The sequence below is a fragment of the Acinetobacter legionensis genome (assembly GCF_057165765.1).
Genome location: NZ_CM169896.1, coordinates 2,164,078 through 2,190,617, shown reverse-complemented (window position 1 = coordinate 2,190,617; position 26,540 = coordinate 2,164,078). Strand labels below are relative to the sequence as shown.

The 26,540-nt window shown below is 31.4% G+C and carries 18 protein-coding genes and 2 pseudogenes; 11 read left to right on the top strand and 9 right to left on the bottom strand.

The features are described 5' to 3' along the window. Positions 1-45 precede the first annotated feature (45 nt). Entirely contained in the window at positions 46-447 is a 402-nt protein-coding gene (locus AC2G3J_RS10005; RefSeq protein ID WP_483771049.1) for a copper chaperone, read from the top strand. A 572-nt stretch (positions 448-1,019) separates the two neighbouring features. Beyond that, complete coding sequence (locus AC2G3J_RS10000; RefSeq protein ID WP_483771048.1) at positions 1,020-2,183, top strand: MFS transporter; 1,164 nt, start codon at positions 1,020-1,022, stop codon at positions 2,181-2,183. A gap of 54 nt (positions 2,184-2,237) precedes the next feature. On the opposite strand, the gene AC2G3J_RS09995 is transcribed toward AC2G3J_RS10000, so the two are convergent. Both AC2G3J_RS09995 and AC2G3J_RS09990 read right to left on the bottom strand, forming a co-directional pair. Next, positions 2,238-2,933: an LrgB family protein gene (locus tag AC2G3J_RS09995; RefSeq protein ID WP_419328893.1), complete on the bottom strand. Its 696-nt coding sequence runs from the start codon at positions 2,931-2,933 to the stop codon at positions 2,238-2,240. Further along, entirely contained in the window at positions 2,933-3,373 is a 441-nt protein-coding gene (locus tag AC2G3J_RS09990; RefSeq protein WP_419328894.1) for a CidA/LrgA family protein, read from the bottom strand. Before AC2G3J_RS09990 ends, AC2G3J_RS09995 begins: the two co-directional genes overlap by 1 nt. Before the next feature lie 99 nt (positions 3,374-3,472). Here AC2G3J_RS09990 and AC2G3J_RS09985 point away from each other — a divergent pair, with 99 nt between their 5' ends. The 5 genes and pseudogenes from AC2G3J_RS09985 to AC2G3J_RS09965 all read left to right on the top strand — a co-directional run bounded on the left by AC2G3J_RS09985 (position 3,473) and on the right by AC2G3J_RS09965 (position 10,241). Next, positions 3,473-4,372: a LysR family transcriptional regulator gene (locus AC2G3J_RS09985; protein ID WP_336951132.1), complete on the top strand. Its 900-nt coding sequence runs from the start codon at positions 3,473-3,475 to the stop codon at positions 4,370-4,372. A 184-nt stretch (positions 4,373-4,556) separates the two neighbouring features. Beyond that, positions 4,557-5,903: a site-specific integrase gene (locus tag AC2G3J_RS09980; RefSeq protein WP_483771047.1), complete on the top strand. Its 1,347-nt coding sequence runs from the start codon at positions 4,557-4,559 to the stop codon at positions 5,901-5,903. 11 nt (positions 5,904-5,914) lie between these two features. Beyond that, positions 5,915-7,495 (top strand): tyrosine-type recombinase/integrase, encoded by a 1,581-nt coding sequence (locus AC2G3J_RS09975; RefSeq protein WP_483771046.1) that lies wholly within the window; start codon positions 5,915-5,917, stop codon positions 7,493-7,495. Beyond that, a pseudogene (locus tag AC2G3J_RS09970) lies at positions 7,485-9,802 on the top strand (hypothetical protein). Before AC2G3J_RS09975 ends, AC2G3J_RS09970 begins: the two are co-directional and overlap by 11 nt. Position 9,803: 1 nt before the next feature. After that, positions 9,804-10,241 (top strand): hypothetical protein, encoded by a 438-nt coding sequence (locus tag AC2G3J_RS09965; protein ID WP_348924759.1) that lies wholly within the window; start codon positions 9,804-9,806, stop codon positions 10,239-10,241. On the opposite strand, the gene AC2G3J_RS09960 is transcribed toward AC2G3J_RS09965, so the two are convergent. Further along, positions 10,230-10,439: a helix-turn-helix domain-containing protein gene (locus AC2G3J_RS09960; protein ID WP_483771045.1), complete on the bottom strand. Its 210-nt coding sequence runs from the start codon at positions 10,437-10,439 to the stop codon at positions 10,230-10,232. The two genes, AC2G3J_RS09965 and AC2G3J_RS09960, sit on opposite strands and share 12 nt — an antisense overlap. Positions 10,440-10,524: 85 nt before the next feature. On the opposite strand from AC2G3J_RS09960, the gene AC2G3J_RS09955 reads away from it, so the two are divergent. Both AC2G3J_RS09955 and AC2G3J_RS09950 read left to right on the top strand, forming a co-directional pair. Next, the gene (locus AC2G3J_RS09955) at positions 10,525-11,025 is read left to right on the top strand and encodes a hypothetical protein (RefSeq protein ID WP_348924760.1); all 501 of its coding nucleotides are present in this window, start codon (positions 10,525-10,527) and stop codon (positions 11,023-11,025) included. Positions 11,026-11,104: 79 nt separating this feature from the next. Continuing rightward, positions 11,105-14,857, top strand: a complete 3,753-nt coding sequence (locus AC2G3J_RS09950) for a CHAT domain-containing protein (protein ID WP_483771044.1) — start codon at positions 11,105-11,107, stop codon at positions 14,855-14,857. A gap of 161 nt (positions 14,858-15,018) precedes the next feature. Here AC2G3J_RS09950 and AC2G3J_RS09945 read toward each other — a convergent pair whose 3' ends face one another. Further along, positions 15,019-19,227 (bottom strand): NACHT domain-containing protein, encoded by a 4,209-nt coding sequence (locus tag AC2G3J_RS09945; protein ID WP_483771043.1) that lies wholly within the window; start codon positions 19,225-19,227, stop codon positions 15,019-15,021. Positions 19,228-19,955: 728 nt separating this feature from the next. Between AC2G3J_RS09945 and AC2G3J_RS09940 the strand changes: the two genes are divergently transcribed. Continuing rightward, the gene (locus AC2G3J_RS09940) at positions 19,956-20,423 is read left to right on the top strand and encodes an Lrp/AsnC family transcriptional regulator (protein WP_002065492.1); all 468 of its coding nucleotides are present in this window, start codon (positions 19,956-19,958) and stop codon (positions 20,421-20,423) included. A gap of 41 nt (positions 20,424-20,464) precedes the next feature. Here AC2G3J_RS09940 and AC2G3J_RS09935 read toward each other — a convergent pair whose 3' ends face one another. The 4 genes from AC2G3J_RS09935 to AC2G3J_RS09920 all read right to left on the bottom strand — a co-directional run bounded on the left by AC2G3J_RS09935 (position 20,465) and on the right by AC2G3J_RS09920 (position 24,801). Beyond that, positions 20,465-21,745: an aromatic amino acid transport family protein gene (locus tag AC2G3J_RS09935; protein ID WP_483771042.1), complete on the bottom strand. Its 1,281-nt coding sequence runs from the start codon at positions 21,743-21,745 to the stop codon at positions 20,465-20,467. A 229-nt stretch (positions 21,746-21,974) separates the two neighbouring features. Next, positions 21,975-23,135 (bottom strand): M20 aminoacylase family protein, encoded by a 1,161-nt coding sequence (locus tag AC2G3J_RS09930; RefSeq protein ID WP_483771041.1) that lies wholly within the window; start codon positions 23,133-23,135, stop codon positions 21,975-21,977. A gap of 52 nt (positions 23,136-23,187) precedes the next feature. Further along, on the bottom strand, positions 23,188-24,369 hold the full coding sequence (dpaL, locus tag AC2G3J_RS09925; protein WP_483771040.1) for a diaminopropionate ammonia-lyase: 1,182 nt from the start codon (positions 24,367-24,369) through the stop codon (positions 23,188-23,190). Between the two features lie 45 nt (positions 24,370-24,414). Continuing rightward, positions 24,415-24,801 (bottom strand): RidA family protein, encoded by a 387-nt coding sequence (locus AC2G3J_RS09920; protein WP_336951128.1) that lies wholly within the window; start codon positions 24,799-24,801, stop codon positions 24,415-24,417. A 622-nt stretch (positions 24,802-25,423) separates the two neighbouring features. Here AC2G3J_RS09920 and AC2G3J_RS09915 point away from each other — a divergent pair. Next, positions 25,424-25,660: a VF530 family protein gene (locus AC2G3J_RS09915; protein WP_004720475.1), complete on the top strand. Its 237-nt coding sequence runs from the start codon at positions 25,424-25,426 to the stop codon at positions 25,658-25,660. Positions 25,661-25,714: 54 nt separating this feature from the next. Here the strand turns inward: AC2G3J_RS09915 and AC2G3J_RS09910 are convergent. Next, positions 25,715-26,531: pseudogene (locus AC2G3J_RS09910) on the bottom strand (IS3 family transposase); the annotation flags it as partial. Positions 26,532-26,540 lie beyond the last annotated feature (9 nt).

The following is a 26,540-nucleotide window of genomic DNA, read 5'->3' as shown; positions in this document are numbered from 1 at the left end:
GTTCAGAAAAAGAACTTTAAGAGAAAAAGGAAGTTAAGTTTAATATTGTTTTTTATCGGCTATATGTTTTTTTGGACACTTATTGGTATTTTACTCTCAATTTTGACACATTATTTAAATGAATTATTACATAACCAAATAATATTGGCATGCTTTATTATTGTTGTTTTAGTTCTATGGCAGATAACTCCATATAAAAAAATCAGTCTAAATCGCTGTCATCTTCCTGCAAAAATTAATCCTTTTGGGCTTCAGTCTGGTATTGATAATTTTAAATTTGGAATTAAAAAAGCCTGGTACTGCGTAGGAGCTTGTTGGCCATTTATGTGGTTATGTATAGCGTGGATGGAGCCAATGATGTATATAATGCCTTTATTTACTTTATTTTTACTAGTGGAACAAATTCAACCCAAGCGAAGAGAAATTTGGGGGTGCCAATATTTTTAAATTGTTATTTTGAATTTTTAATCACTAAATATAGACTTAGAGAGCATAATTTATTCTTATTAATTTACAATACTTTTTGTTTAAGATTTAATTTACTGTATTATTTGAATATCGATCATAACAAACTAATCTAAATATAATTTGATAGCTTCCTATACTTATAAGGTAAAACAATGATTTGCAATATAATAAGTCTAAATTTCTTTTTCCGAGTTATTGGCTGTTAAATATATATGCAGCATATCCATGATCTTTTTTTACAATAACCAACCTAAATGTAGGTCTAGTAATATCGAGATTAACAGCTCAATCTTTGACAATTATCAAGGTGTTAGGTGTTTTGCGTTAAATTTAGTGCCTCGTGAGTCTGTTACGAATCTAGTAATTTTACCAAATAAGCAAAATATATTTTTATTAAAAGACATTAAATATATAACAGAGTATTATGGGTTTTTGAAAAAATAATATTTTTTAGCAGTATACAGTTGAACTACGGATGAGTGCTTTTGAGTACAAACTTATACAACGCTTTATTCTTCTAACTGTTTGAAAATCCAAGTGAATGCAACGATATGCAAGCCATGCCAATCCAATACAGACTGAGTGGATTCTACTTTTGGTATTATTCAATAGTTGGAACTTTTTTACCGTATTGGAGCTTATATCTTCAAGATCAAGGATTTAATTATCAAGAAATAGGATTACTGTCCTCTATAGCCATTTTAACCCGTATATTTGCACCCTTTATTTGGGGATTTATCGCAGACAAAACGGGCAAACGAATGTTATGGGTACGTGTGGCAACCTGGATGGAAGCTACAATCTGGTTTTTGATTTTTATTATTCCCAACAATATGCAATCAATTGCATTTCTGATGTTGATTTTTAGCTTCTTTCAAAATGCCATACTTGCGCAATTTGAAGGTGTAACGCTGTTTTGGCTGGGTAATCAACATACAGCATTGTATGGAAAAATTAGAAAATGGGGCTCTATTGGATTTATTATTGGCGTATTTAGTATCGGTGCGATTTTAGAATTTATTGCAATTCAATATTTACCGATGATGTTGTTATGTATTGCATTTACAGCTTTTATTTGGTCCTTTTCGATTAAGGAACCTAGCGCAGCACCAAGTGCACAAAAAATATTAGAGCCATTGCTTCCCATCCTAAAAAGACCTGTGGTTTTTTCATTTTTTATCATTGAATTTATTATGCTTTTTGCACAAGCACCATTTTATAGTTTTTATAGTAATTATTTAAAGCTTGCTGGTTACAGTACAACTCAGATTGGCTTTTTATGGTCAGTTGGTGTGATTGCTGAAATTATCATGTTTAACTATGCAAATTTCTTCCTAAATCGTTTTTCATGGCGAAGCTTAGTCGCGCTTTGTTTAATCATGACCAGTATTCGATTTATTTTGGCAGGTTTATTTTCAGAAATTTTCATTATTCAATTTATTTCTCAAACGTTTCATGCATTTAGTTTTGGTTTATTTCATATTATTGCAATGCGGGTCATTTTGCAGAACTTTGCAGCCAAACAACAGGGCAGAGGACAAGCGCTATATAGTACCATGTGGGGACTTGGTGTTGCGTCAGGCAGTATTTTAGCTGGGCAATATTGGGAAAAATTATCAGGAGAATATATTTTTATCCTTGCTGGACTTTCAGCATTGCTTGGTTTGCTATTGATTAATTTTTTACCTAAAACATTACAAACGATTCAAAGATAAATGAATCTCTTTGCAGAAAAGAGATTCAGCACATCCAAATCGATACTGTACGGATTAATTTAGTAAATAGACAATGAGATGTACAATAAAAGGTCCAACCAATACCATAAAAATACCAGCTAAAACCATGGTTAAACTAGCAATAACACCTTCATCTTTATCACGCATATAAGCTTTACTTGTACCAAAACCATGTGCTGCATTACCCAAAGACGCACCTTGCGCAAAGCTTGATTTCAGTCTTAATCCACCCAATATCAAATCACCAATTAACATACCAGTCACCCCAGTAATCATGGTGAATAAAATCACCAGTTCAACAGAACCGCCGATATGGGTTGTTAGTTCCATTGCAAATGGTGTAGAGATTGAACGAGCCATTAGACTATAGGTTGTTGTTTGGTCAAAATGAAATAACTTGGCAAGGTAGAATGCACTGATCATTCCAGCAAGCATACCAATGACTACACCCATTGAAATTGAAATGAGATGTTCTTTAATGATTTGGCGATATTCAAAAATTGGGATTGCAAAGGCAACAGTTGCAGGCCCTAACATCCATATAATCCACTGACTATCAAGCATATAAGCATCATAAGAAACATGTGCTGACAGTAAAATGATGATTAAAACAATCGGAACCAAAATTGCTGGAGATAAAATTAAATATGGAAATTTACGATAAAGTTTTTTGACCAACACATACGCAACTAATGTGATCACTAGGCAAAATATTGAAATGGCAGACATTATTTATCTCCCTGTAATACATGTACGGTTTTATGAACATGACGTTGTTTCAACTTCCGCTCTAGTTTAAAACCTATATGCACACTATAAGCAGTAAATACCATCACACAAATTGTACCCAGTACAACCACCACAATCAGTTGCCAACCCTCAGTCATAAATAGGTTTTTATATTTCATTAACCCGATAAAACAAGGAATAAAAAATAGTACCAATTCACCTAGAATGAAATCTGAGCCTGATTTAATCCAATTTAACTTAAAAATACCTGTCATGAGCCCAATCAAAACCATAAATAAGCCAATCACAGCTGCCGAAATAGGTAAATTAAATTGTTTTTGAATGATTGAACCAATCCACCAAATCAAAATTAAAAGCCCAATTTGCAATGTGACTTTATAGATTGATGAAATTTGATGGCTTTGAGTACTCGTAGACATTTTATTGCAGATATTTTAAAAAGATGAGTTATTTTAGTTGCAAACATCACATCATATTATGAATAATTAAATCATAATTATGCGTTTTTGGAATAATTAATGGACATTAAAAATCTTAAAATTTTTGTAGAAATTGTCAATTGTGAAAGTTTTACTTTGGCTGCTGATCGTTTGTTTATGTCACAGCCTACAATCAGTAAATCAATTAAACATTTAGAAGAAGAACTTGGTATAGCTTTGTTTAAAAAAGGTGAAGCTGGAAGAAAAAGGGAAGTTGTGCTTACTTATATTGGTGAATTAATTTATCAACATGCTTTAAATATCTTAAATGAACAAAAGCAAATATTTGATAATATAAATCAAGTACAGCAGTTAAAAAAAGGTAAATTAACCATAGGCTTACCACCACTAGGTTCGGTATTACTTAGTCCTTTAATTGCTTTATTTCACCAAAATCATCCCGATATTCAATTGAAATTCTTAGAAGTCGGTGCCAATGGTATTGAGGAAGCAATTGCTGATAAAAGTATTGATGTTGGAATTTTACTCGGTAATTTAAGGCCAAGTTTTGCGGCAATTCCTGTGATAGATTCACCAATGTGTTTATTAGCAAAGAAAAATTCACACTGGAATCAACGAGATTCAGTAAATTTGCATGAACTTAAAGAAGAAACTTTTTTACTTTACGCTGATTCTTTTACATTAAATAAGATGATTATACAGGCTGCAAATTCTGTAGGTTTTGAACCAAAAGTCGTATGTAAAAGTAGCCAGTGGGACTTTATCACCAAAATGGTGGAGTTTAATATGGGGATCGCTATATTACCCAAAATTTATTGTGATCAGCTAGATCAGGGGAAGTTTTGTTCAGCAATCCTTAATGAGCCTAAATTACATTGGACATTGAGTATGGCTTGGAATACGACTGTAGCAATGAGTCCAGCAACCAAAGCTTGGTTAATGATTGTAGAAATGCATCGAGATAAAATTCATTTTTAGATTAATTGATAGCTTTAAAGTCTTATTATTTGATTTCGCATAATGTATATTATGTTAAATCAGATACACCTAACAGTAACTTCATATTCTTCCTTCTTAAACTATAATTCAATAACTTAACTAATTTCTATTTCAATCATAAAATATGTTATGTTGACCTCAAGAATACTTCATAAACTTTACTATGTTTGCTTTAAAAACAATTCATTTAGAAAAGAAAGTCTCAAACGAAAATCAAATTATTCTTTTATTTGATCTGGATTCATCTTGTCCATGTTTGTACCCTATGCTGTACACCATGAAATTTCTTAGATTTCAAAGTATCTCTACGCAACATGCAGATTTGATAGCATTAAAATTTTGGTATGGTTTTTGGTTTGAAAAGTTTGCCACGTCCTTTTGTGAATCTTTCTATTCGTCGTCCTATAATTTTGAAATCATTCAAAGTGAAATTGATAACTTCATTATCTATTTAGAAAATAAAAGAAAAATTGAAAGTAATCTTATAAGATTAAGAAATGCAGAACATACTAACTACACTACAATTGGCCATAGAATTAGATCTTTTCTAAAGTTTTACAGCTTTTTGATTGATGAATATCTAACTATCCAATCTCAGCCACAACTTTCACTGAAGGAAATCAAAAAAATTAAAGAAAATTTAAATAAATATATGACTATAAAGAAAAAAATTATAAACAACTTTTCAAAGTCTAATAAAACAATTAAAAGTGAAATCAATTATTCGTTCAAAAGTATGAATGATGAGATGATTAAAGGATTGTATTTAATTATCTCACCAAGCAATTCTAATAAATACAATATTTTAAACCCATTTAAGTCAAAAAACGTACAACTCAGAAACTTTCTGATCATACATCTCATGCTTAATTATGGTCTTAGAATTGGTGAGCTTATGCTACTAACAACCAATTCTATTAAAAAATCAATTCAGAATCATAATTTTAGTCTAATTATTACAAATACAGATGATGAATTCGATGATCGATCAAAAAAACCAAAAATCAAGAATGAATACTCGTACCGAGTAATTAAACTACAGGAGAGAGATTATAGAATTCTTCAAATTTATATAAATGAAATACGAAAAGAAATTCCTTCACAAATCTTATTTACTTCCTTAAAGCCTCCCTACTCTGCTTTAAGTTATGCCAGTGTTAAAAAGATATTTGATCAGGTAGATTTGTCATTAAAAGCATTGCTACCTGAATGTTTTGATACTTCAGCTTATGACTCAATAGAACGTCTAACTCCACACGTATGTAGACATTCCTGGGCTTATATGATGTTAAGCTATTCTTTTGAGAAGTATAAGAAAGAAAATGTTAGTCACTCTGATCTCAAACAAAGTGTAAATGATGCTCTGCTAAAGGCACAAGATGATCTGAGAGCCTTAGGTGGTTGGTCACCTACGATTACAATGCCTATATATTATGGTAAACGCTTTATTGTAGAACGTGCTAATTTTATGAACTTGGCTCGGATCATAGATTCCAGTATTAAATTTTGATTGATAAAAATATGTCCCAACTTAGTCTAGATTTTGAAAAAATTGATGATAATCCTAGTGAATTTATTATTTTCCACGATGCTGACCTTAGGCTCATAGAGTCATTACACTTACCGACAATCATTCGATTTCATAGAGCTGATAAATTTGATAGCAAGTTCATTCAAACATCTAACGATGTTTGGAGTTTTTCTTATTCAGGGAAAAAACTTCACTTAAACTTCTCTAACTTCAGTACGGCAGAGAAAAAATTGGCTAAATTTTTTCTTGCTAATTACATTCAAGTAAATACACCATCTGCACTTGAAGCTAAATTACAGGCTTACACTTTTGCAATCAAGTCGCTAAAAACTAGAAGCTTAAAGCTTGATTATCAGAATGCGAAATCTTTATTGATTGATTTAGCAAAAGCCGATAATTCTACATACTACTATCATTTTAAGTTTTTGGTGAAGCTACTATTTCTCGAGAATTTTTCATGCTTTGATCTTGATCAGGAATATGAGTTGGAATTTCTTGAACGTCCTAAAGCATTTAATTCAAGATTATATTACCAGCAATACGAAGATGCGATTGATTACCCTCTCATTTCAATGATTCAACAAGGCTTTATCAAGTTAAACCAAGCGATCAAAGATGATTTTCAGGGTGTCGATAAACAAACACTACTTTACTCATCAATACTTGGTTTGGTGTATGTAACTGGTCTTAGACCTGTACAATTAGCAAAGCTATCTGCTGAAGACATAAAAATAGATACCACACGCACTACTGATCATTTTCATCGCTATAGCATACTAATTCCCTATGCAAAACAAGCACGTTATTTACATGAAAAGATCGCAGTGAAATTACCAGAAGAAGTTGCTGAAATCATTATTGCTTATATCGAAAGATTTAACTTAAGTCCAAAAGATAAGTTATTTGATTTAGGCGAAAATTCTGCACGTTTTTGCTCAAAAGCGATTAATACACAATTATTTGATTTTGCTCCCGAAGAGTACAAAGAAGCTGTTCTTGCAGATGAGATGATAAAGCAAAAGTACTCATTTTCTGATTTTAGGCATCATGTTGGCTATATTTTGGCAATGGCAGGGTCTTCTGCTGAAGAAATTGCATATATCTTAGGTCACTCTTCTGTTGTAACTGCTAGACATTATATTTTTTCTACTCCTGAATTAGCTCAAATTAGAGCACAAGCACTTGGTAAAAATTCTCTGTACAGACAAATGATCGCCATGCTCATGACTGGAAGACTAATTTATAAAAAAGATTGGAATCAAAAAAAAGTTCTTGGAAATATTGGTAGCAAAATTCATTACGATATTGGTGGGTGTTCTTACAAAGACAAATGTTTATTTCAACCTGTACGTAACTGCTATGGTTGCATGTATTTTCATCCTTTTATTGATGCCAATCATAGTAATGTTCTAGAAAGTGTTCAAAATGAAATTAATGATCTGATCAGACTATCTGATGGTATTGGTGTTTCTAGAAATCCTTTAATCAGAATTCATGAATCAACAAAATTTGAACTTGAATCTGTAATTGCTCGTTGTGCGATGCGTAAGGAAGATCATTATGAATCTTGAAAAATATAATGCATTCATCAATGAACAGAAAGAATATTTTAATCAAAATTTACAATCTAATTTTAAATGGGAGTGGAACGATCCCTCTTGGTATGGTGGTACGGTAGGATCTGGTTGGCTGTTATCAAGAAGTGGTAAAACACATTTCACTTTTTGCACGATTAAAAAATTGAAAGGTATCGAAAACAATACCATTGATCCCATTTTTCAAGAATTTATTAAATCAGTATTAATACTTAGCTATCGAAAATCTAACTCTAAAGCATCGCCCCAAAAGCTATATGCAGAATTTCTAATACTTAAGCGTTGGTACAGCGCACTATATGCTGAAAACATTGAGGGTATACATCCCTGCCATTTATCTACATTAATATTAAATAAGTCTTTTGAAATTTTGGCAGAAAATTCAAGTAAAACGAATCTTCCTGATCATGCTGGTACATACCTTAGATTACAGGAGATGTTAAATCACTACGGTTTTACTGAACAAGCTTTAGAATTTTCTCAAAAATACCTATATATAAACAGTCAGAATAGAACCCCAAATGCTAAGAAAACCAAAGCTTTAATAGATCAACTAGAGCTTGATGAAGATCGTCTAGATAAAGAGAAGCTGATTTCTATTCGGACATTTATCAATATTGTGTCCTTAATTAGTTTGTGTGAAACGAATGGTGAAAAAATCGTTCTGAATCTTTTATTATTACTCATTGTCACTGGTTTGCGTTCAACGGAAGCTATTCTTCTAAAAACAGATGCATTGATCAAGCAACCTATACTTGATCCAGTAACTAAGGAGCACCTAACCCTAGATGGTATCAAGCAATACACATTAGGAATTCAATACCATGGTGCGAAAGGAGCTGGCTTCAGAATTCACTGGGTTGAACCATTATCTGCAAATTTAGTTGAGACAATATTTCAGTCGGTATTAGGTCTTACAGAAGAATATAGAGTGCATCTTTATTATATCAGGTCAAAAAAATGTTCAGATTTTTTACCAAAATCTATTGATGAAATTGGTGAAGCTTATGTCGAAATAGATGATCTGATTGGTACGATTTTTGGTGTTAAAGATACATATAGAGGTCGAGCTGGACAACGTGAAGTTATTATTAAAACACTTAAAAATATTCCAATTTATAAAGAACTTAAGATAGGTTCTGAGAGAAAAAAATATTTTTTAAAAGATGATCTTAATAAATTCATAGGGGGAATAGCAGATTATGATTCTGAATTTCCTATTGATCATGTCTTTAATTATGAAGGGAAAATAGAAAAAATTGCATTTGAAGATATCCTATTTTTACATGAATATAGGTCTGCAACACTTGATAGATCATTTTTTAATAAGACGAATGTAATTCCTTTAAACCTTTTTGCAATAAATGGGTTTTTAGGTAATAGTCGTAATATTTCAGCTTTTATGAAATATAATTTATTAGAAAATGAGACTGAGCACTCGAAATTATCCTCACATATACCACGCCACAATATCAATACTTTTCTTGCTCTCAGTGGTTTAGCTGAACATTTACAAGCAATGCTCATGGGGCGTGTAGACATCAAGCAAAACCAATATTATCAACACTTAGCCTTAAAACAACGTAAAGTCACAGCTAGTTTACTAGAAAAACATGAATTGGCACTTTGCGAAAATGATAAACAAAACCTAAAGCCAGACTATCCAGTAGATTCTATTAAAAATGATGGATTGATGTACTTTTCAGACCAATTGGATCTAGAAAATAATCTAAAAATGAATTTACAAACATTTGATTCGAAAAATGAAGTAGCGAATTATGTAAAGGAATCTTTCTTTGATGAATATTTTCAAGATATCGCAGAGTCATTTAATGAATTGGCTAAAGAAGATAATTCATTAGCAGACTCCCTAGTCCAACGCCATGCTTGTTTACACCCCTTGCCTTTTGGTGGATGTATGCGTGAAGTCGCTGTACATGATTGCCCTAAACGTCTAGCCCAGGTGATCAATGTGGAAACTTTGCTTTAACTGGCCGTAAAGGTGAATTAGAAGCCCTACAGCATACTTTGAATAAGTTGCTGGATGAGTTTGCACATATAGAGCAAATCGTAGTCCATGATTTATCTTATAGAGAAATGCTTGAGGATTTACGTCAAAAATTACTTTATTTAAGTGATTTAAAAACAAAAGCACTTGATAGGCAAATGAATTTAACGCCTATTCCTGTTTTTCCTTATGGTGATGCTATCACTAAATTACCAACAACCTTAAGTGAACTGTTCGCTATAGAACAGCAAAAAATTGAGACTAAGGAAGCCTGATATGTTACGTGGTAAACAATTAGACGAAGTCATCGAACAAGAATTGCAAATGATGTTGATTGAAGGCTTTGAAAAATCCCCTATTTCGCACAAAACTCTTCATAATCGTCTAACAGCTAAGGGCTTTATCTCAGGTGGGCTAAGTACATTAAGTTCGGCTGAAAGGAAGAAGCTCATATCTCTGTATGTATCACAGCAGATTTCTCCACTACACCTAAAGACTAAAGAACAACAACTTTATGTGAATAAAAAGACAAGACAAGCTCTTACAGATACCAATAAAAATCTGCGCACACAAATTGATGATTTGGAGTCACAACTTAATCAAAATACAGAAACACTTATAGGTATTATTGAAGAGGTAAAGTTAAGAACTAACTTGAAGATAGATCATCTACTAGCTCCTCACCTTCTCAAAAAATATTTATCACGAGAGTAAGATTTTAGGATCAACATTGAGTGTATGTGAAATTTGATAGAGTTTTTCAACCGTAATACTGATTTCACCCCTTTCAATTCGCCCTAAATAGCTACGATCAATCGTTGTTAACAAGGCTAATTGTTCTTGGCTAATATATTTATTTTTCCGAGTTTCTCTGATTTTAGAGCCAATCGACAATGCTAGTTCTTGATTCATAGGTGACAATCGTAAATACAAGAACTATCAGGAATTGAAGTGTTTTAATCCACGGACTATAATCCTCATTATTTGAGTGCTGAATATGGAAATTCAAAACTTACCAATGTTCAAAGAACTTTCACGTGTATTCTGTAGCTATAATATTGAGTCATGGCAAACTGTAGATTTTTGGGATAAAGTTAAACTTTTGAAAGTAGTAGATAGTAATGTTAACTATCAAAGTGTTTATCGGTTGATACTTCGATTGGTTAAAGATGGTTATTTAACCATTGATGTTGAAAAAAGTAGATATGGACAAACCACTTATACCGAAGCAGAAAATTTGCATGATCTACGATCACAGTTTTGCATTGAGCCAACATCTACCCTCCAAGAACTAAATTTGAAAAAAGAAGAGTCTGAGGGCGAAATCACTGCACTAGAAGAAGAAATTGAAGCATTACATGATTTAAAAGGTCAATTTCCTGATATCCAGTTTAAAATTGAACAATTGCGACAAATGAAAAGCAAAGAAATTAATAGCTTGAAAATAAAAATCAAGGCTATTAATTCTTTAATTCAATATTTTCAAGAAAAAAATTAAATAATATTTTAAAAATAATTTTTTTATAATAAAATCAATAACATTCAATTAAACATAAATGTATTTATAGAGATATATGATGAGTGATACTAATAAGGCAATTTTAGAACTTTTTGAAAATAGAATAAAGAATGAACAAAACCTCCCTCTTCCAGGAAATATTGATTTGCTTTTTTCGGGAAATGAAAAAGATATAAATTTATACTTAGAATATATTATTATGCATTCTGCATTATTAATTCGTTATAAAAATGGAGGTTTTATTTATAAAAAAGTAGTAATTATTGAAAATAGTTCATCAATGGATAAATCTTTATTTGAAAAATTTTCAGATGAAATTGATATAAATTTTATTAAAACAAAAACTTATGAAATAGCTGAATTAGAAAGCATAATTAAAAATAATGAAAATTCATTTATAGTAATTTTTAATATTGAAAAATATACAAATTCTATTGAAAATACAGAAGTCCTCAAAGTATTAAAAAATAGACAGTTAGAAAGGATGGAAATCCCCTATTTTAATTTAGTGAACAATATAATATATCTCAATAATAATTTAAATAACAACTATCTGTTTTTTGATACAGATCTATATTCAATAGAAATCGACTTTTTAGAGCCTTTACAAGAAATAGAAAACCTAAGCATTCAAGGTTTCACTAACTCATTAATTAATGAAGAGCTTGATATAATTAAAAAACTTAAAGAAATTATTGAAAAAAAATCATTTTTAGAGATTAATGAATATATTGATAGTCTAGATAATACCTACAATAAAGATTTTTTAAAAATACAAATTTACTCAGAATTTGAGGATGAAAAAGGGATTTTCCAAAAGCAAATTAATGAAATTTTTGAAAAAATTAATATTAATATTTTATCGGCACATGAATGTATATCACTAGCAAAAGTAGCAAAAAAACAATTTAATAAAAAAATTACAATTGAATTATTAACAAGAGCCTTTTCTTTATCAGATGACTATATCTGTTTAAGAGATATTTCAGAATTATGTGAAAACTTAAGTATTGAATTGTATGAAGAGGTATCTGATAAAATTTTAGAAATATTTCCAAATAGTGAAAGATCAAAACTTTATAAAATAAATAGTCTTATTAAATCTAAAGATTTTGAAAAGGCTTATAATTTTGCTTTATGTAATTCATTTGAAAAAAATTTAGTAAGTTATTTGAAATTTTTATCTGAGAATTATCAAATACTATCTAATAATTTTTATTATTTTTATACTTTAGGTGTGAGTTCTAATCTTAATGAAAAATATTTGCATTCTTTATTTGTAATTACGAGAGAATATTTGAATAATAAAAAAGACTTTCAAGGGTGGTTTGTTTTACTACAAAATTTTTCAATTTTATTAAATTCAGAGAAAACATACTCAGAATATAATTTGTTTACTAAAGAGCTTTTAAAAATATCAGACAAATTAGATAAAGATGATGAAATATTTAATTTTTTATTTTTTTCTCTTGAGTATCTATTAGACTTTAATAATGCAGGTAATATTTCCATAAACACAATTAAGGAGAAGTTGATTGATTTGGTAGAATTTTCACAAAATAATGGCTACGGTTTTGCTTTTATATTACAATTTCTTCTAAAAAAATTTATATCAGGTAATTTTTCCTTACAGCCTAATACTGAATTGGATAGGGAGTCTATCAGTACCCCTCTAAATGTTATTAAAGAAAATACTGAATTGTTAATGAATGAATTATTTGAAAGTAAAATAGTAATATTTGATGGGAGTTATCATTTATTTAAAAATCCACAGATTCAACAAGAAACTATAAATGATTTACTACGTATACACTCCTATGGTTTAATCGATGAGTTTAATAATGAGCATATACCTTCTGATGAATTTATACAATTTTACAATCAGGAACTGTACTTTATTTATAATTTATCCCGTGTATCATATTTTAAAAATTGGGATCTTGATTTTTTAAGAATCTCGCTATGTAAATTGTTACATATTTATGATATTCAAACTATTAGAAATTTTTCACAATATTTATTAATATTGACAGATTCTAATCAAAGAAAAAGAATTGGACTATTAGGTTTTGCTGATATTTCTCATAGATTATCAAATTTTAATGATGCTCTAGTTTGTCTTGCTCTTTCAATAAAAGAAGGATGTATTCCTATTAATTATTATTATCTAACAGGAATTTTAATGTGTAGGTTATTTAGAGATCTTAGATTTAATGATAAAGCCACTAAAGTATTAGAAGTTATGGAATCTAATATTAAAAAATTCGATATTAATATTTTTAATTCTATAGAGTCAGAGCTAATTTTTATGCGTCTGAATTTTAAATTTAAAGAACTATTGCTTCATGTTTTGTCAAATTTAGAGGATTTAGAAAAATTATTAGAAGAAGTTCTAGATTTTTATAAGAAAGAACTAAGTTCTGGTTCTGATACCAACCCATCATTAGTACTGGCTGTTCAAATATATAAAATATTAAAAACATATAATGTAAACACAAATAAATTTGAAACATTCTTTCAGAGTTTAAATTTTGAAAAAAACACATTAAATTCAATTTTTTCGTCTATTTTATTTGAGGACTTTAATTCAATTTTTTCTTTATATAAAAAGATAAAAGGAAGTTACGCTGAAAACTTAGCTACAGATCTTAACCAATTGGGAATAATATCGAAAGCCTATCTAAATAATATTAATGAAAAAAATAAATATGAGATTTTATTTTGTCTTGAACTGCTTTCTGAGCAAAGCATTAAAGATATAAACTCAAAAAGCGTTGATGCTCAGATTAAATTATTTGAAAATATAGATGAATTTATTTCTGTTTTGGAGAACGTAGCCAACATTACTGATATTATATACATGGGGTTAAATCAGAACCAAAAATTAATACTTGCTCATGTAACAAAAAATGAAAGTATATCAATTGATATTAAAATAGAGAATGATTTTTCAATACAGGAATTTATAAAATGGTCTAAAAAATTTCCAAAAGAATATGGTTTCTTTGATATGAATAGCGATCCAAATCTTTTCTTTGATTCAATTGAATCATTAGGGATAAATGTAGAATTGAATCGTGAAACCATTTTCATTTTTGATACAGAAATTCACTCATTGGTCCCTAATATTTTTTTAAGTTCTAAAGGCTTCATTGGTACAGAGTTTCCTATATCTATAACCCCTTCACTTACATGGTTAAATAATACGATACATAGTGATAATCAATATAAAAATATGAAAGCTTGGATTTCTAATGATGATTCTAAAGATAGTATGACTTTAAAAGCTTTAGAAGGTATATATATTGAAGAGCATATTCTGGATAATTTTAGTATACATTTAGATACAAGTCATTTTATCCCTGAAAATTTAAATCATTCAAAAATGATTATGGTCACAGCTCATGGTGGAACAAATCATAAAAATAATCTTTTTTCTTCAATAAGTGATGAGGGTTCCATAAATATTCATTACAAAGATTTTTCCCAAAAATTATCCAGTAATGAATTAGTTATACTTTTTGTTTGCAATGCTGGTCGGTTTGATAATCATCCTTACTTATCTTCTACGATGGGTTTACCAAGAGAATTACTAAAACATGGTTGTGAAACCGTCATTGCCTCACCTTGGCCATTAAATGCTATGATGACCCCATATTGGTTTGAGGTTTTCTTAAACAAGTGGATTCATGATAAATTAACAGTAGCTCAAGCTGTTTATGAAACAAATAGAAGATTCTACAGTGGGAATAATGATCCATCAAAATATCTTGCATTAAGCGTTTTTGGAAACCCTTTTAAAAAATATTAGATTATGATATTTAACCTATCTAATACTTAATATTTTTTCATGATTTAAAATATACAATCTAAAACATAATCTGGCAGTTAATTGATAATATAGACTGCCAGGTTAAGCTTAAAAATATATTTGAACGTTAAATAGATTAATTTAAAATCATTAATCCAACTTTACTTAAAATTCTTGATGATAAGTTTAGGCTCACCTTTTAACTTTCCACAATATATTTCTATTAAACTAGAAAACTCTAATCTATATTTTGGAATTTCATCGCGTCCATGGCTTGATCCTCTGTACCACTTTTCTCCTAACACAGTCCAAAAAATTTTTAAGTTATTTTCTTTAAGAAATTTCATTAGATCTAATTTTCTTATTGCTAAGACATTTTTACTATATGTTGAACTCGTAGCAGATGGATCAAAAGCAATTAAATTTCCATCCGTATCATTCCAATACCCTAATGTATCTGCATAATTAATTAAAAGTTTTTCGATCAATAAATTACAAGGTGCTAAGAAACTATAAGCATTTTCTTCGCCACTTGATTCCCAAGAATGTCTTTCTGCTGTAGGCATAACATCTACATTATGAGGTGAATTATTGCCCCATCTTTCTAGTTTTTTCCATTCATTTTCAAATATCTGTTCTCTATAAGCATCAGACCAATAATATTCTTTACAAAGTAAGTCATGGAATTCGTTAGCTTCAGGCATCCATCTACCCATAAAGTGTTGTTCTTGAAGCCAATCAAATGCTATTCGAAATTTGGATTTTGGAATGAAATAACTTCTAATCTGTAGCCAAAGGTTTTTCTTATTCTTTTCATCATGGACACCAAATTCTTCTGGCTCAGTAAAATCTAAGTTACGTTCTAATACAAGCCATTTCTCACCGTTCAATTCAAACTCAATCATTGGATGGATATCAGGTAGATCCTCCTTTATCACCCAAGTTGATAAATCTCCATCCCAATCATCGAAATTTATTTTCGGGATGTTTATTTCATTTTTATCTTCAGTCGGATTTACATGTATTTTAAATACTGGATCAATCTCTCGAATATGAAGATCATTTATATTTTTTAACCATACTAATTCACCGTCGTAGTTCCAATAGTTAATAGGATATTGATAATTATCAATAACTTTAGCTAAAGTTTCATAAAGCGCTAACCATTGATATTTTTTCCCAATACGTTCAACGTTATTTTCATATCTAGATGTGTATCCTGTATTTCTATCGAATTTTCCATGTTTTTCAACATCATAACCATATTTTTCAAAAATAAGCTCACATGCGTAGTTGCTAAGAAGATCTACATTCACCACATTTTCCCAACGGTGAAACTTAGATTGAAATGTATATCGACCGAAATCACCATAGCCACATGTACCACGACCATATTCTGTTGTCATTGAACTTAAAATTCTATTTGCTGAGTAATAATAATCTTTGAAGTTCGGATCTTTATCATTAGGTTTATATTTTTCGTCTATTTCCGAAATAGTAGGAAGATGTTGGGGCATTTTACTATTATATGGTGGAGTAATTCTCTGAGCTATTGCATCAGCTACAATTTGATCTAAAGACCCTTTGTGCTTGTATAAATAATATTGAACAATATTTTTTGCGTAATCTCTAACTAAAACATTTGGATAAACTTCTTCACCTTCTTTAGGTTGAAAGATCAACCTATCTATTTTGTCTGCAATTTCAGGAAGATTTTCTAAATTACTTGAACTAAGTATCGAACTATAAATTGCTAACAATACCCGTTCTAAAACATATGGATCATTTGTGTTGTAAAAATAATCTATAAGATCCACCGAGACATCTAATCGGTCGATTAACAATGAAGATAAGGCAAATGTAACTTCATTGCGTAACTGTATTTTCGTTGTTGTAAAGAGCCAAGATATACCAATTGCAATATTCACCATTGAAGGTTTACTAATTATTGAATGATTAGGAGCATTAATACACCATTTGATCAATCGCTCTATTGCAGGGCAATTGTAAAGATCTTTGGTGATCAATTTCGTCCAATATGAGTCTCTATACGATAGTGACTTTTTGGATAAAAGCTTATGCAAATAAAGTCCATTAAAAGAATGATCAACTTCAGCTATTACTTGATATAAAGTATCAAAAAAAGTATGCCAATTCTCATTAGAAAGTGCTCCCGTATTTAAAAAATTTCTAATCTTTTCTTGATTAAGTTCTTTAGGATTGCGCCAAACTAAGCTTTCAATAATTAAATTTTTAAAGTCACATAAGTGGTAATCATCAAAACTGAAATAATCAAACAATTCAATATTATATTTAGTAGGACCTATTACACTTAAGGCTTGCCAAAGACCTTTGTTGTAATAGAAATTATCTAAATTCAATATCTTATTTTCACTTGACTCAATCCATTCTAATAAGCTGGCAAAGTCAGTATATTTATTAGTTAAATACTCAATAGTAAGGTAATCTCCCATCCGTTCATATGTAAAATAAACTATTTCTTCTTCATCGCTATATGGGATATTTTTTGCAATTATGCCCTCTTTAACCATAAGATCTAGAAACTGCTTTGCATGGTGATCAGAGATGTCATTGCTTAAGGCTTTCGCAATTTTTCTGTGTATATCTTGATACCTAAGTGAATTGGATTGTTGATTTAATTGAGACTCAATGATTATATCAATTGCTTGATACACCAACTTAAGTGATGAATCTATATCTAGTCGATCAGATAAAATCTGATTGACGCCCTTTATATAGCAATTGATTAAATTAAATATGCCATTAAATCCCTTTGGTATTGCCTTAAGGTTCTGAATTTTTAGGCTTTCACAAAATAACTTCAGGTATAAAGGATTGGAGAATTCTGGATTTAACAATGGTATTTTGGGGGTTTCAATTTTGTAATAATCAAAATAAATTTTACAAGCATCAAATTCCATATCATGAAATCCATTATGACGAATTTCACAAATATGTTCCAAGGATTCATTTGATAACTGAGAACAGATGATCTTCTTATATGTATTTCTAATTGAAACTATTAAACCAATTCTTGGATATTGAGAAACTAACTGTAGAAAGCCATTGAGCTGAGCAGACCATAGTGCTCTTCCCTCACCCTCATTTAAAGCATCTATAACAAGTATAAACCGCTCATTATTTAATTCGGCAATAGTATCTAAAGTTGATAAAAAATCTTTCTCAAGTAAATTGATTCTTAGATTTTTATTTAAAATTTGATACCAAATATTGGATTTTTCTACAAATTCTTGTCCAAGAAAAAACAAATGCCCATTAATTTTTTCTTTGTTTTTAACAAAATCACCCAATAGATGTGATTTACCTTGTCCTGCCTCACCAGATAAAATTAAAGTTTTCCCATTGAAAAGCTGCGTAGATTCAGAACAGATCTCTGATTTCAAATCAACAATAGCTTCTGATACTTTATTTAAGTTATTTAACAGGTAAGATTCGCTATCATTACGCTTTTCTATATCCCATAGTTGATCTCTGCGCTTATTTATAATATTTAACGTATTTTCAATATTAACTTTAAGAAAGTCAGTAGGAATTAGTCTTAATAAGTCATACTGATTCAGATCAAGTTCTTGTCTCAGTTTAGGAATTACTAACTTTAAGCTCTCAAAAATAGATATTTCATCTTTTAGTTTTTGAGAGTACTCATGTAACTCGGCTAATAAAATATGGCAGGTTCTCGTAAATTTTTCTTTGAAGACACTGCTTCTCGTTAATGCTTCTAAATTTATTGAAATTGGAAGATCAACATTAATTTTAGGTGTATAACGATTCCCAAGATTTGCTAATGCTGTCTGATTATGGTTACTAAACCAATCTAATGAGAACTCATGTTCAGAGAACCAATAGTTTCTTTTGCCGACGTTATGTTTTTGATTGAGTCGATCATTTAGCTCAAAACTTCCCCAATACTCAAACACTACATGTCGACCAATTTCCACAGCTTCGTGAGCCCACTTAGCGGTATATGTTTCCCATTTTTGGAGAAAAGAATTTCTTCCATCAATGAAAGCATTGTTTCGATCAACGGGACAACAAATATAGTATTTAGTCAATGTAGGATAGTTTTTTAATGCCTCTTTGAATGAGGCTTCTATCTGTTGCCATTGCGAAGTTGTAAATGAATTTTGGAAGAATTTTGCTTGCCATCCATAAATTTCACCACTATCTAACTCCGCGTAGGATTCAATACCACCATCTGGTGCAGCAATTCGAATAAATTTTTTCTTGTTGTCAATTTTCTCGGCATTGGCTAATTGGCATACTAACTCCTCAAATGCATTGTATTGAGAGCCGTTAAAAGATCTTAATTTATTCCATTGAATTGTCATTAAATACCTTAATTGGTTGTAGCTAAAATATATGTAATCATCAAGTTATTTATATATTTTAGTATGTTAAGGAAAACTTTAATAGTTAATTGCTTTAGATTCATGAACCTTTATTTAGTCTTTTTTAGAATGGAATATTAAATGATTGAATCTTATGAATTTATATTATAAGTATAGTATGAACTTAGTTTTAGGTAAACATAAGTCAAATAAGATATCCAAGACTGTGACCTACACAACGCTATTGTTGCCACAGCTCAGCATCTCTTGGACTGGTATTCCACCGGTATACACCAAGAATCTTTTCATATCTGGTTGGTATCGAGAGCCTTCCTCATTAGTAAAAGTAGCAACAACGATTGGACGTAATGAAAGAGCTCCAGCTTCACGGTAAGCCCTTTTGACTACTAATTCTATATTTAGAACAAGTTCCTTTATCCACTTAACAATTAAGTCTCGGCCTTTCTTTTCATTATTGGTTAATAAAATACGTATCCGTCCCGCAACGTCCGAATCAACACCTATTTCACTTAATTCATTATTTTTTTAATAAGAAGCTCACCATCAATTGAAAGTTTCTTTTGCAATGACTTAACATCATCCATTTTAATATATCCATAATATTTGCCGACAAATGATATAATATTTCTTTAACTTGATTTTTTTTGATTAAATGAGTACTCATACAAAATTTTATTGCGTATTCATTCGAATTAGTAGAGTAAATTATGCCACAAGTTCAACTTGATCAATTTGATCTAAAAATCCTTAAGATTATTCAGGAAGATGCCCGAATTGCTCAAAAAGATTTAGGTGAACGCGTAAATTTATCTACAGCCGCAGTAAATAGACGCTTAAAAAAATTAAGTGATGATGGAGTAATTAAATCCTATACAGCCAATATTGAGCCAGTTTTTATAGGTCTACCCATTACTATTATTACTATGGTTGAAATTTTAAGTGAACAGCTTGAACATTTGGATATTACAAGAAAGTTATTTTCAAACTGTGAATACATTCAACAGTCTTATTATGTCGCTGGCGAATGGGATTTTGTTTTAATTTTTCAAGTCAAAGACATGGATCAATATACTGATATTTCTGAAAAACTATTTATAAAAAATAATAATGTAAAACGTTTTAAAACACTGGTAGCTATGAAAAAAGATAAAGCTTCACTTTCAATTCCTATTTAAATAAAAAGGCAAAGCAGTGATTTGCTTTGCCCTTTTACTCATTAGACTAAACTATAAAAAATTGCAGAAACTGTAATTATCCCAATCAATGTAACAAAAACATTACTAGCTTTATTACGATATGCTACGAGTGAAGGAATCTTATGTATAGCATACATAGGGAGTAATAAAACTAAGATTGCTCCGGTAGGCCCACTAATACTCACAATAATATCGAGAATACTTGGATTTTTATAAGCAATAAACCAACAGGTCAAAATCATAAATATAAAAATAATTTTATCGACAGTTCCTTTGGTTAGCTTAATTTCTTTCGTTTGACATTGATCAGAAATGATATCTGTTAATGTCTCATGTGCACCAATGTAATGTCCTAAAAAAGATTTCATAATGGCAATGAAAGCAATTAGAGGAGCAGCCCATGCGATTACAGGAGTGTCAAAATGGTTAGCAAGATACGAAAGAACCGAAATATTTTGTTCTTTTGCAGATGCTAGGTCTTGAGGAGATAAACTTAATATACAGCTATAGACAAAAAACATGACAACACACACCATCAAGATATAACCATATCTTTGAATTTGTGCACATTTTTTATCAGCTTCTATCTCACCATATGTTTTACGTTGCTTGACTACAAAAGGTGAAATAATCGGATAATGATTAAATGAAAGGACTAAAACCGGAAATGTCATCCATAACGTCATCCAGATATTATTATGATTATTTGAAGTTAACGTAAAATTTTCAAAGATGGCAGTATTCCATTGAGGAATTAACCAAATAGCCATAAAAATTAATGATATAATAAATGGATATACCAAAATACTCATTACCTTTATTGTAATATCTTGACCAAAACGGACAATAAATAACAAAATGAAAATTAATATAAATGACAATAAAGCACGTGGCGGTGCAACCAAATGCAATTGGTGAGTTATGAAAGACTCAACTGTATTTGTCACTGCTACTGCATATACTAATAAAATCGTATAAATTGCCCAAAAATAAATTAAATTAAAAATACGACTAGCAGTAGTTCCCCAATACTCTAAAATTACTCCAGTAATACCACTCTCTGGTTTACTCGATGATAAAATGAATCGAGCAAATGCACGATGGGCAAAAAAAGTAATTGGGTATGCTAACAGTATAGTAATTAACAATGGAATTAGACCGCCAATTCCTGCATTAATGGGTAAGAATAAAACACCAGCTCCGATTGCTGTTCCAAACAACCCTAACATCCATGTAGTATCTTGCGAATTCCATTTATTACTATCCAGATATCCTTTCGTCTGATTTAAAATGTTTGACATAATTCTTGCCTCTGAAACTTATTTAGGTTTTCGAGGAATGGAAATGCCTTAGAATGCAGAACAGTGAAATATCTCATTATAAAAATTGAATATAGTTACCCATGGAGTAAATTTCAAAAATTTACTCCTCATTTATAATTCAATTTGTTTAACGTTATTCTGCATTAAATGGACATAACAGTTCCTTCTGTTAAATCATTAGAAATACGTTTTGTATTTCTTCCTTTTATTAAGGCAAACGGGTTCTGATAATTTCAGCAAAATATTGGGCACCAACGCTTAATATATCGTCGTTAATGTCATAGTTAGAGTTATGAAGAGGAATAAATCCCTTTCCATCTTCTTCAACACCATTTCCGATAAAAGCGAAACAACCTGGTACTTTTTCTATAAATGCTCCAAAGTCTTCTGAAGCCATCATAGCTTGAACATTTGCATCTACTTTTGATTCACCCACAATATTCATTGCTGCGTTAACGGCAGTATTAACGCAAGTCGCATGATTGACGGTTGGGGAAAATTCATGTGTATATTCAAATTCACATTCGGCGTCATGCATTTTGCAAATGCTTTCACAAATGGTACGCATTCTATTTTCTAACATTGCCTGTACATCTGGGGAGTAACTACGCGTATCTCCTGTAATAACAACATTGCTAGGAATTGCATTACGAATACCATCAGTATGAATTTCTGTACAAGAAATCACGGCAGGAACGCTTGGATCAAGGTTGCGTGAAATAATAGTCTGGAGAGCTAAGATAATCTCGGCTGCAATCACTAAAGGGTCTTTGCCCATATGAGGTCGAGCTGCATGTGTTCCTTTGCCTTTAATTTTAATTGTGAAATTATCTTCACTTGCCATAATTCCACCCACGCGCGTGCAAATGCTACCCGCTGGTAAGCCTGGCCAATTATGCACACCATAAAACTCATCGATTGGAAAGCGTTCTAACAACCCCTCACTCATCATGGCTTTTGCACCGCGGCCATGTTCTTCTGCGGGCTGAAAAACAAATCTAACCGTTCCATTAAAATCACGATTATCAGTTAATAATTTAGCGGCACCTAACAGCATGCTCATATGACCATCATGACCGCAAGCATGCATTTTTCCATGATTTTTAGAGCAATAAGATTTACCGGTCGTTTCAGTGATATTCAACGCATCCATATCAGCACGTAGGCCAATAACAGTAGGATTATTCCCAACGGTTAAGTTCGCGACTATACCTGTTCCACCAATTCCGGTATGAACATCTAAACCCATGTTCTTTAGTTGTTGAGCAATATATTCCGCTGTAGTAATTTCTTCAAAACCCGTTTCGGGATTAGAATGAAGTTCGTGTCTCCAACGGTGTAACTGTTCTTCAAAACTTATTAAGCTCATACTAATTCCTTGTCTATCTAAACGATCTATATTTGATTAAATAACACTATGGTTAGTAAGGATAACTTCCTTCCCACACCACTTTTCTATATAGATCGGTATTTGTGTCACCTTCCGTACTAAAAATCAGTACAACTGATTCATCATTTAAACCTAAACTTTCTTTTAGACATGCCTGTTCTGGGTTGTTACTAAGTGCATAAAGTAATCCTAGATTAATTGCACCAGAAGGGCCACTCGTTATGGGTTCATCACCCTTTAATGGATTACCTAAAATTCTCATTCCAGTCGCAGCAATAGAATCTTCGACTTTTGCAAAAGCAAACGTACAATCTTTTAAGATCGGCCATGTAATTGGATTGACCTCACCACAAGCCAAACCAGCCATAATTGAATTTAAGTCGCCATCGACTGCAATAAGCTGTCCAGATTTATCTTGTGCAGATTGATAAACACAATCGGCTGTAACAGGTTCTGAAACAATGGCTTTAAAATTTTGGATACCAAGTGCATCAACCAAATACCCTAGAATTCCACCAGCCATCGCCCCTACACCTGCTTGAAGCATAATATGGGTAGGTACTAAATCTTTAAATTCATTGAGTTGTTCTACGGCTTCATCAGCCATAGTCATATAACCTTGAGAAATCCATGTCGGGATCGTCTCATAACCATCCCATGCCGTGTCCTGCACAAGAAGCCATCCATTTTCATGGGCTGTCTTGTTAGCTAAACGAACGGTATCATCATAATTCACATCTGTGACGATACAATCTGCACCTAACGCTTTGATTCTTTCTACACTTGTATTTGCAGCACCTTTAGGCATAAACACAACTGCTTTTTGCCCCATTTCTCTCGCAGCCCAAGCAACGCCTGTCCCATGATTTCCGGCTGTAGCAGTGGTAAATACAACGGGTTCTTTCAGCAAAGTTTTAATATTTTTTAAATCAAACTGATTCATATCAATATTTAACTTTTCAGCAAGTAATTTAGCTAGCGCATATGAACCACCAAGAACTTTAAATGCATTTAAACCAAAGCGTCGTGATTCATCTTTAACTAAAATGTTTTTTAAACCTAACTTTTTAGCTAAATATTCCAATGAGATTAAAGGAGTGGGTTGATAACCTTCTATTTTACGATGCAAATTACGGACTTTGCAGGCGATCTCCTTATTAAAAAGTGGGCTACTCTTTCCTGAATACAATTCGTTATTACTAATACTAAACATGCTCTATCTTGCTCTTTAAATCATGTGAAAAAATGGTCCTTAACTCTATTCAGGTTTAAAAGCGATAGCTTCAATTTCAACAAGTGCATCTTTAGGTAAACGAGCAGCTTCGACACATGAGCGTGCAGGTGGATTATTTGTTCCGAAAAACTCTAGATATATTTCGTTGAATTCTGAAAAATCAGCCATATTTGCTAAAAAGCATGTTGTTTTGATCACGTATTCAAGCGAAGAACCTTGAGCCTCTAAAATACTTTTAACATTGAGTAATGATTGATGTGTTTGCTCACGAATACCACCTTCAGGAAATTGCATTGTTTCCGGAATCAAAGGTAATTGCCCTGAGGTAAAGATTAAATTTTGAAATCCAATACCTTGTGAATATGGACCAATTGCTTCTGGTGCATTTGTAGAACAGATAATTTCTTTCATTTTCATCCTCTTTGCACTCTCTTCATAATTTGAAGTAAATCCAAATTTATAAGAGGGATATTCCATAATATTTCTGAGATAAAACTGTCGATTATCATGCTTATGTTTGTTCAATAACTACTACAAAAGATATTTTCTCAACATCTTCTAGTCCTGAGCCTATAAGCATTTCATCGCTTAGTGAAAGTAGAATGAGCTGCGAAATATCCAAAGTCAAAGACAATGAACTGATAAGATTAAAAAACATTTTTTTTATATATTTGAGTACTTTTAGGTCAATAAAATTTACTTTTGAAGGGGGGTAATGAAAAAAAATTTCAACCTTAAGTTCTCTTGTATTTTTTTAATTAGGAAAGATTTAGTCACTTTTGTGACATAAATCTGGTTTTGGCTAAAAAATTAATTTTTTTATCTATTTCGAGAACCTATAATGTAACTTTCACTCGTTCAAGTACAACAGTTGTCTTGAACCACTCAAGTGGAAGTCTCCTGTAATTTCAGCACACATCAATAGTAAGATAAGCTGTAGTTTTCTATGTTAATTACGCTTAAATTCCAACCCTCTCATTTTTCAAGTAGCTCAGGTTATAATGGTGGTCTCCCAAAATATGGTTGATCTATTATGAACGCCTCCAATGACCCTCTACACGGCAAAAAACTTGCTGACATTTTGGATGAATTATTGGATTACTACGATGGCTTTGAAGGCTTAAGTCGTAAAATTGAAATTAGATGTTTTTGCATAGATCCAAGTGTTAAGTCATCATTGCGATTCTTACGTACTACACCATGGGCACGTGAAAAAGTAGAAAGCTTATATTTGTATGTCTTACGCCAAAAAGCCAAACAGAAATCGTAGCTTTCAAAACCCTAGCTTCATTATTTTAATTAGTTGTGAATAGCCACCAAAATTTTATACACACAAAACCATATTTTTATGGGCCTTTTCATAATTTAATGAAGAACGTTGACCATTGGAGTCGTGTCTGCGTTTTGAATTATAAAACATCTCAATATATTCAATGATAACGGTTCTAGCCTCAGATCTATTTAAATAAATCTTCTTCTTGATAGGTTCTCTCTTTAACAACGAAAAGAAGCTTTCAGCAACAACATTCTCATGACCTGAGCAGTATACTGCGCAAGTCGTCTGCTCCTAATGCTTTCAAGATTATGATGCTTAAGAAATGTCTGCCATTCATGGCTGGTGAACGTGCTATCTTGGTCAGAATTGATCAGCGTTCTTTGGGTTCCTTCGCCACAAATCCATCAGTAAATCTAATACCATATCTGTTGTGAATCTCGACCTCATAGACGAGCCAACAACAAGACGTGAAAATAGGTAGTCACAACTGCTAGATATAGCCATCTTTCATGAGTACGGATACCTTACGAAGCAGTGCTTCTCATGTCAGTAACCCACAGCTGATTAGGATGAGTTGGGTTAAATTTGTCGGTCTAACATGTTTGCGGCAATGACAGCTAGAGTACAAGTGTAAGCTCTAGGTTTACGATAGCCATAGACTCCGTCAGATTCCAGCTAGAACTATTTAATCAATCATGAAAGCTGTTGCTGTTTTCTCGCAGTTTTACTGGTGGGTTGCTTTAAGCATGCATAATAACTACTGTGATGAACATAAACGACGAACAGGCCATATATGCTGGTTGTCCCGAATAAAGAGGTGCCTCATTTGGACTGGTTTGCGAAGTACACCACGGCCTCTTTTAATATGGCTCTT

Excerpts from the sequence above, each read along its gene's own strand:
- AC2G3J_RS09980 (WP_483771047.1), top strand. The coding sequence starts at position 4,557 with ATGTTTGCTTTAAAAACAATTCATTTAGAAAAGAAAGTCTCAAACGAA.
- AC2G3J_RS09965 (WP_348924759.1), top strand. The coding sequence starts at position 9,804 with ATGTTACGTGGTAAACAATTAGACGAAGTCATCGAACAAGAATTGCAA.
- AC2G3J_RS09920 (WP_336951128.1), bottom strand. The coding sequence starts at position 24,801 with ATGAAAGAAATTATCTGTTCTACAAATGCACCAGAAGCAATTGGTCCA.
- AC2G3J_RS09930 (WP_483771041.1), bottom strand. The coding sequence starts at position 23,135 with ATGAGCTTAATAAGTTTTGAAGAACAGTTACACCGTTGGAGACACGAA.
- AC2G3J_RS09960 (WP_483771045.1), bottom strand. The coding sequence starts at position 10,439 with ATGAATCAAGAACTAGCATTGTCGATTGGCTCTAAAATCAGAGAAACT.
- AC2G3J_RS09935 (WP_483771042.1), bottom strand. The coding sequence starts at position 21,745 with ATGTCAAACATTTTAAATCAGACGAAAGGATATCTGGATAGTAATAAA.
- AC2G3J_RS09945 (WP_483771043.1), bottom strand. The coding sequence starts at position 19,227 with ATGACAATTCAATGGAATAAATTAAGATCTTTTAACGGCTCTCAATAC.
- AC2G3J_RS09915 (WP_004720475.1), top strand. The coding sequence starts at position 25,424 with ATGAACGCCTCCAATGACCCTCTACACGGCAAAAAACTTGCTGACATT.
- AC2G3J_RS09950 (WP_483771044.1), top strand. The coding sequence starts at position 11,105 with ATGAGTGATACTAATAAGGCAATTTTAGAACTTTTTGAAAATAGAATA.
- AC2G3J_RS09985 (WP_336951132.1), top strand. The coding sequence starts at position 3,473 with ATGGACATTAAAAATCTTAAAATTTTTGTAGAAATTGTCAATTGTGAA.
- dpaL (WP_483771040.1), bottom strand. The coding sequence starts at position 24,369 with ATGTTTAGTATTAGTAATAACGAATTGTATTCAGGAAAGAGTAGCCCA.
- AC2G3J_RS09975 (WP_483771046.1), top strand. The coding sequence starts at position 5,915 with ATGTCCCAACTTAGTCTAGATTTTGAAAAAATTGATGATAATCCTAGT.
- AC2G3J_RS09940 (WP_002065492.1), top strand. The coding sequence starts at position 19,956 with ATGCCACAAGTTCAACTTGATCAATTTGATCTAAAAATCCTTAAGATT.
- AC2G3J_RS10000 (WP_483771048.1), top strand. The coding sequence starts at position 1,020 with ATGCAAGCCATGCCAATCCAATACAGACTGAGTGGATTCTACTTTTGG.
- AC2G3J_RS09955 (WP_348924760.1), top strand. The coding sequence starts at position 10,525 with ATGGAAATTCAAAACTTACCAATGTTCAAAGAACTTTCACGTGTATTC.
- AC2G3J_RS09990 (WP_419328894.1), bottom strand. The coding sequence starts at position 3,373 with ATGTCTACGAGTACTCAAAGCCATCAAATTTCATCAATCTATAAAGTC.
- AC2G3J_RS09995 (WP_419328893.1), bottom strand. The coding sequence starts at position 2,933 with ATGTCTGCCATTTCAATATTTTGCCTAGTGATCACATTAGTTGCGTAT.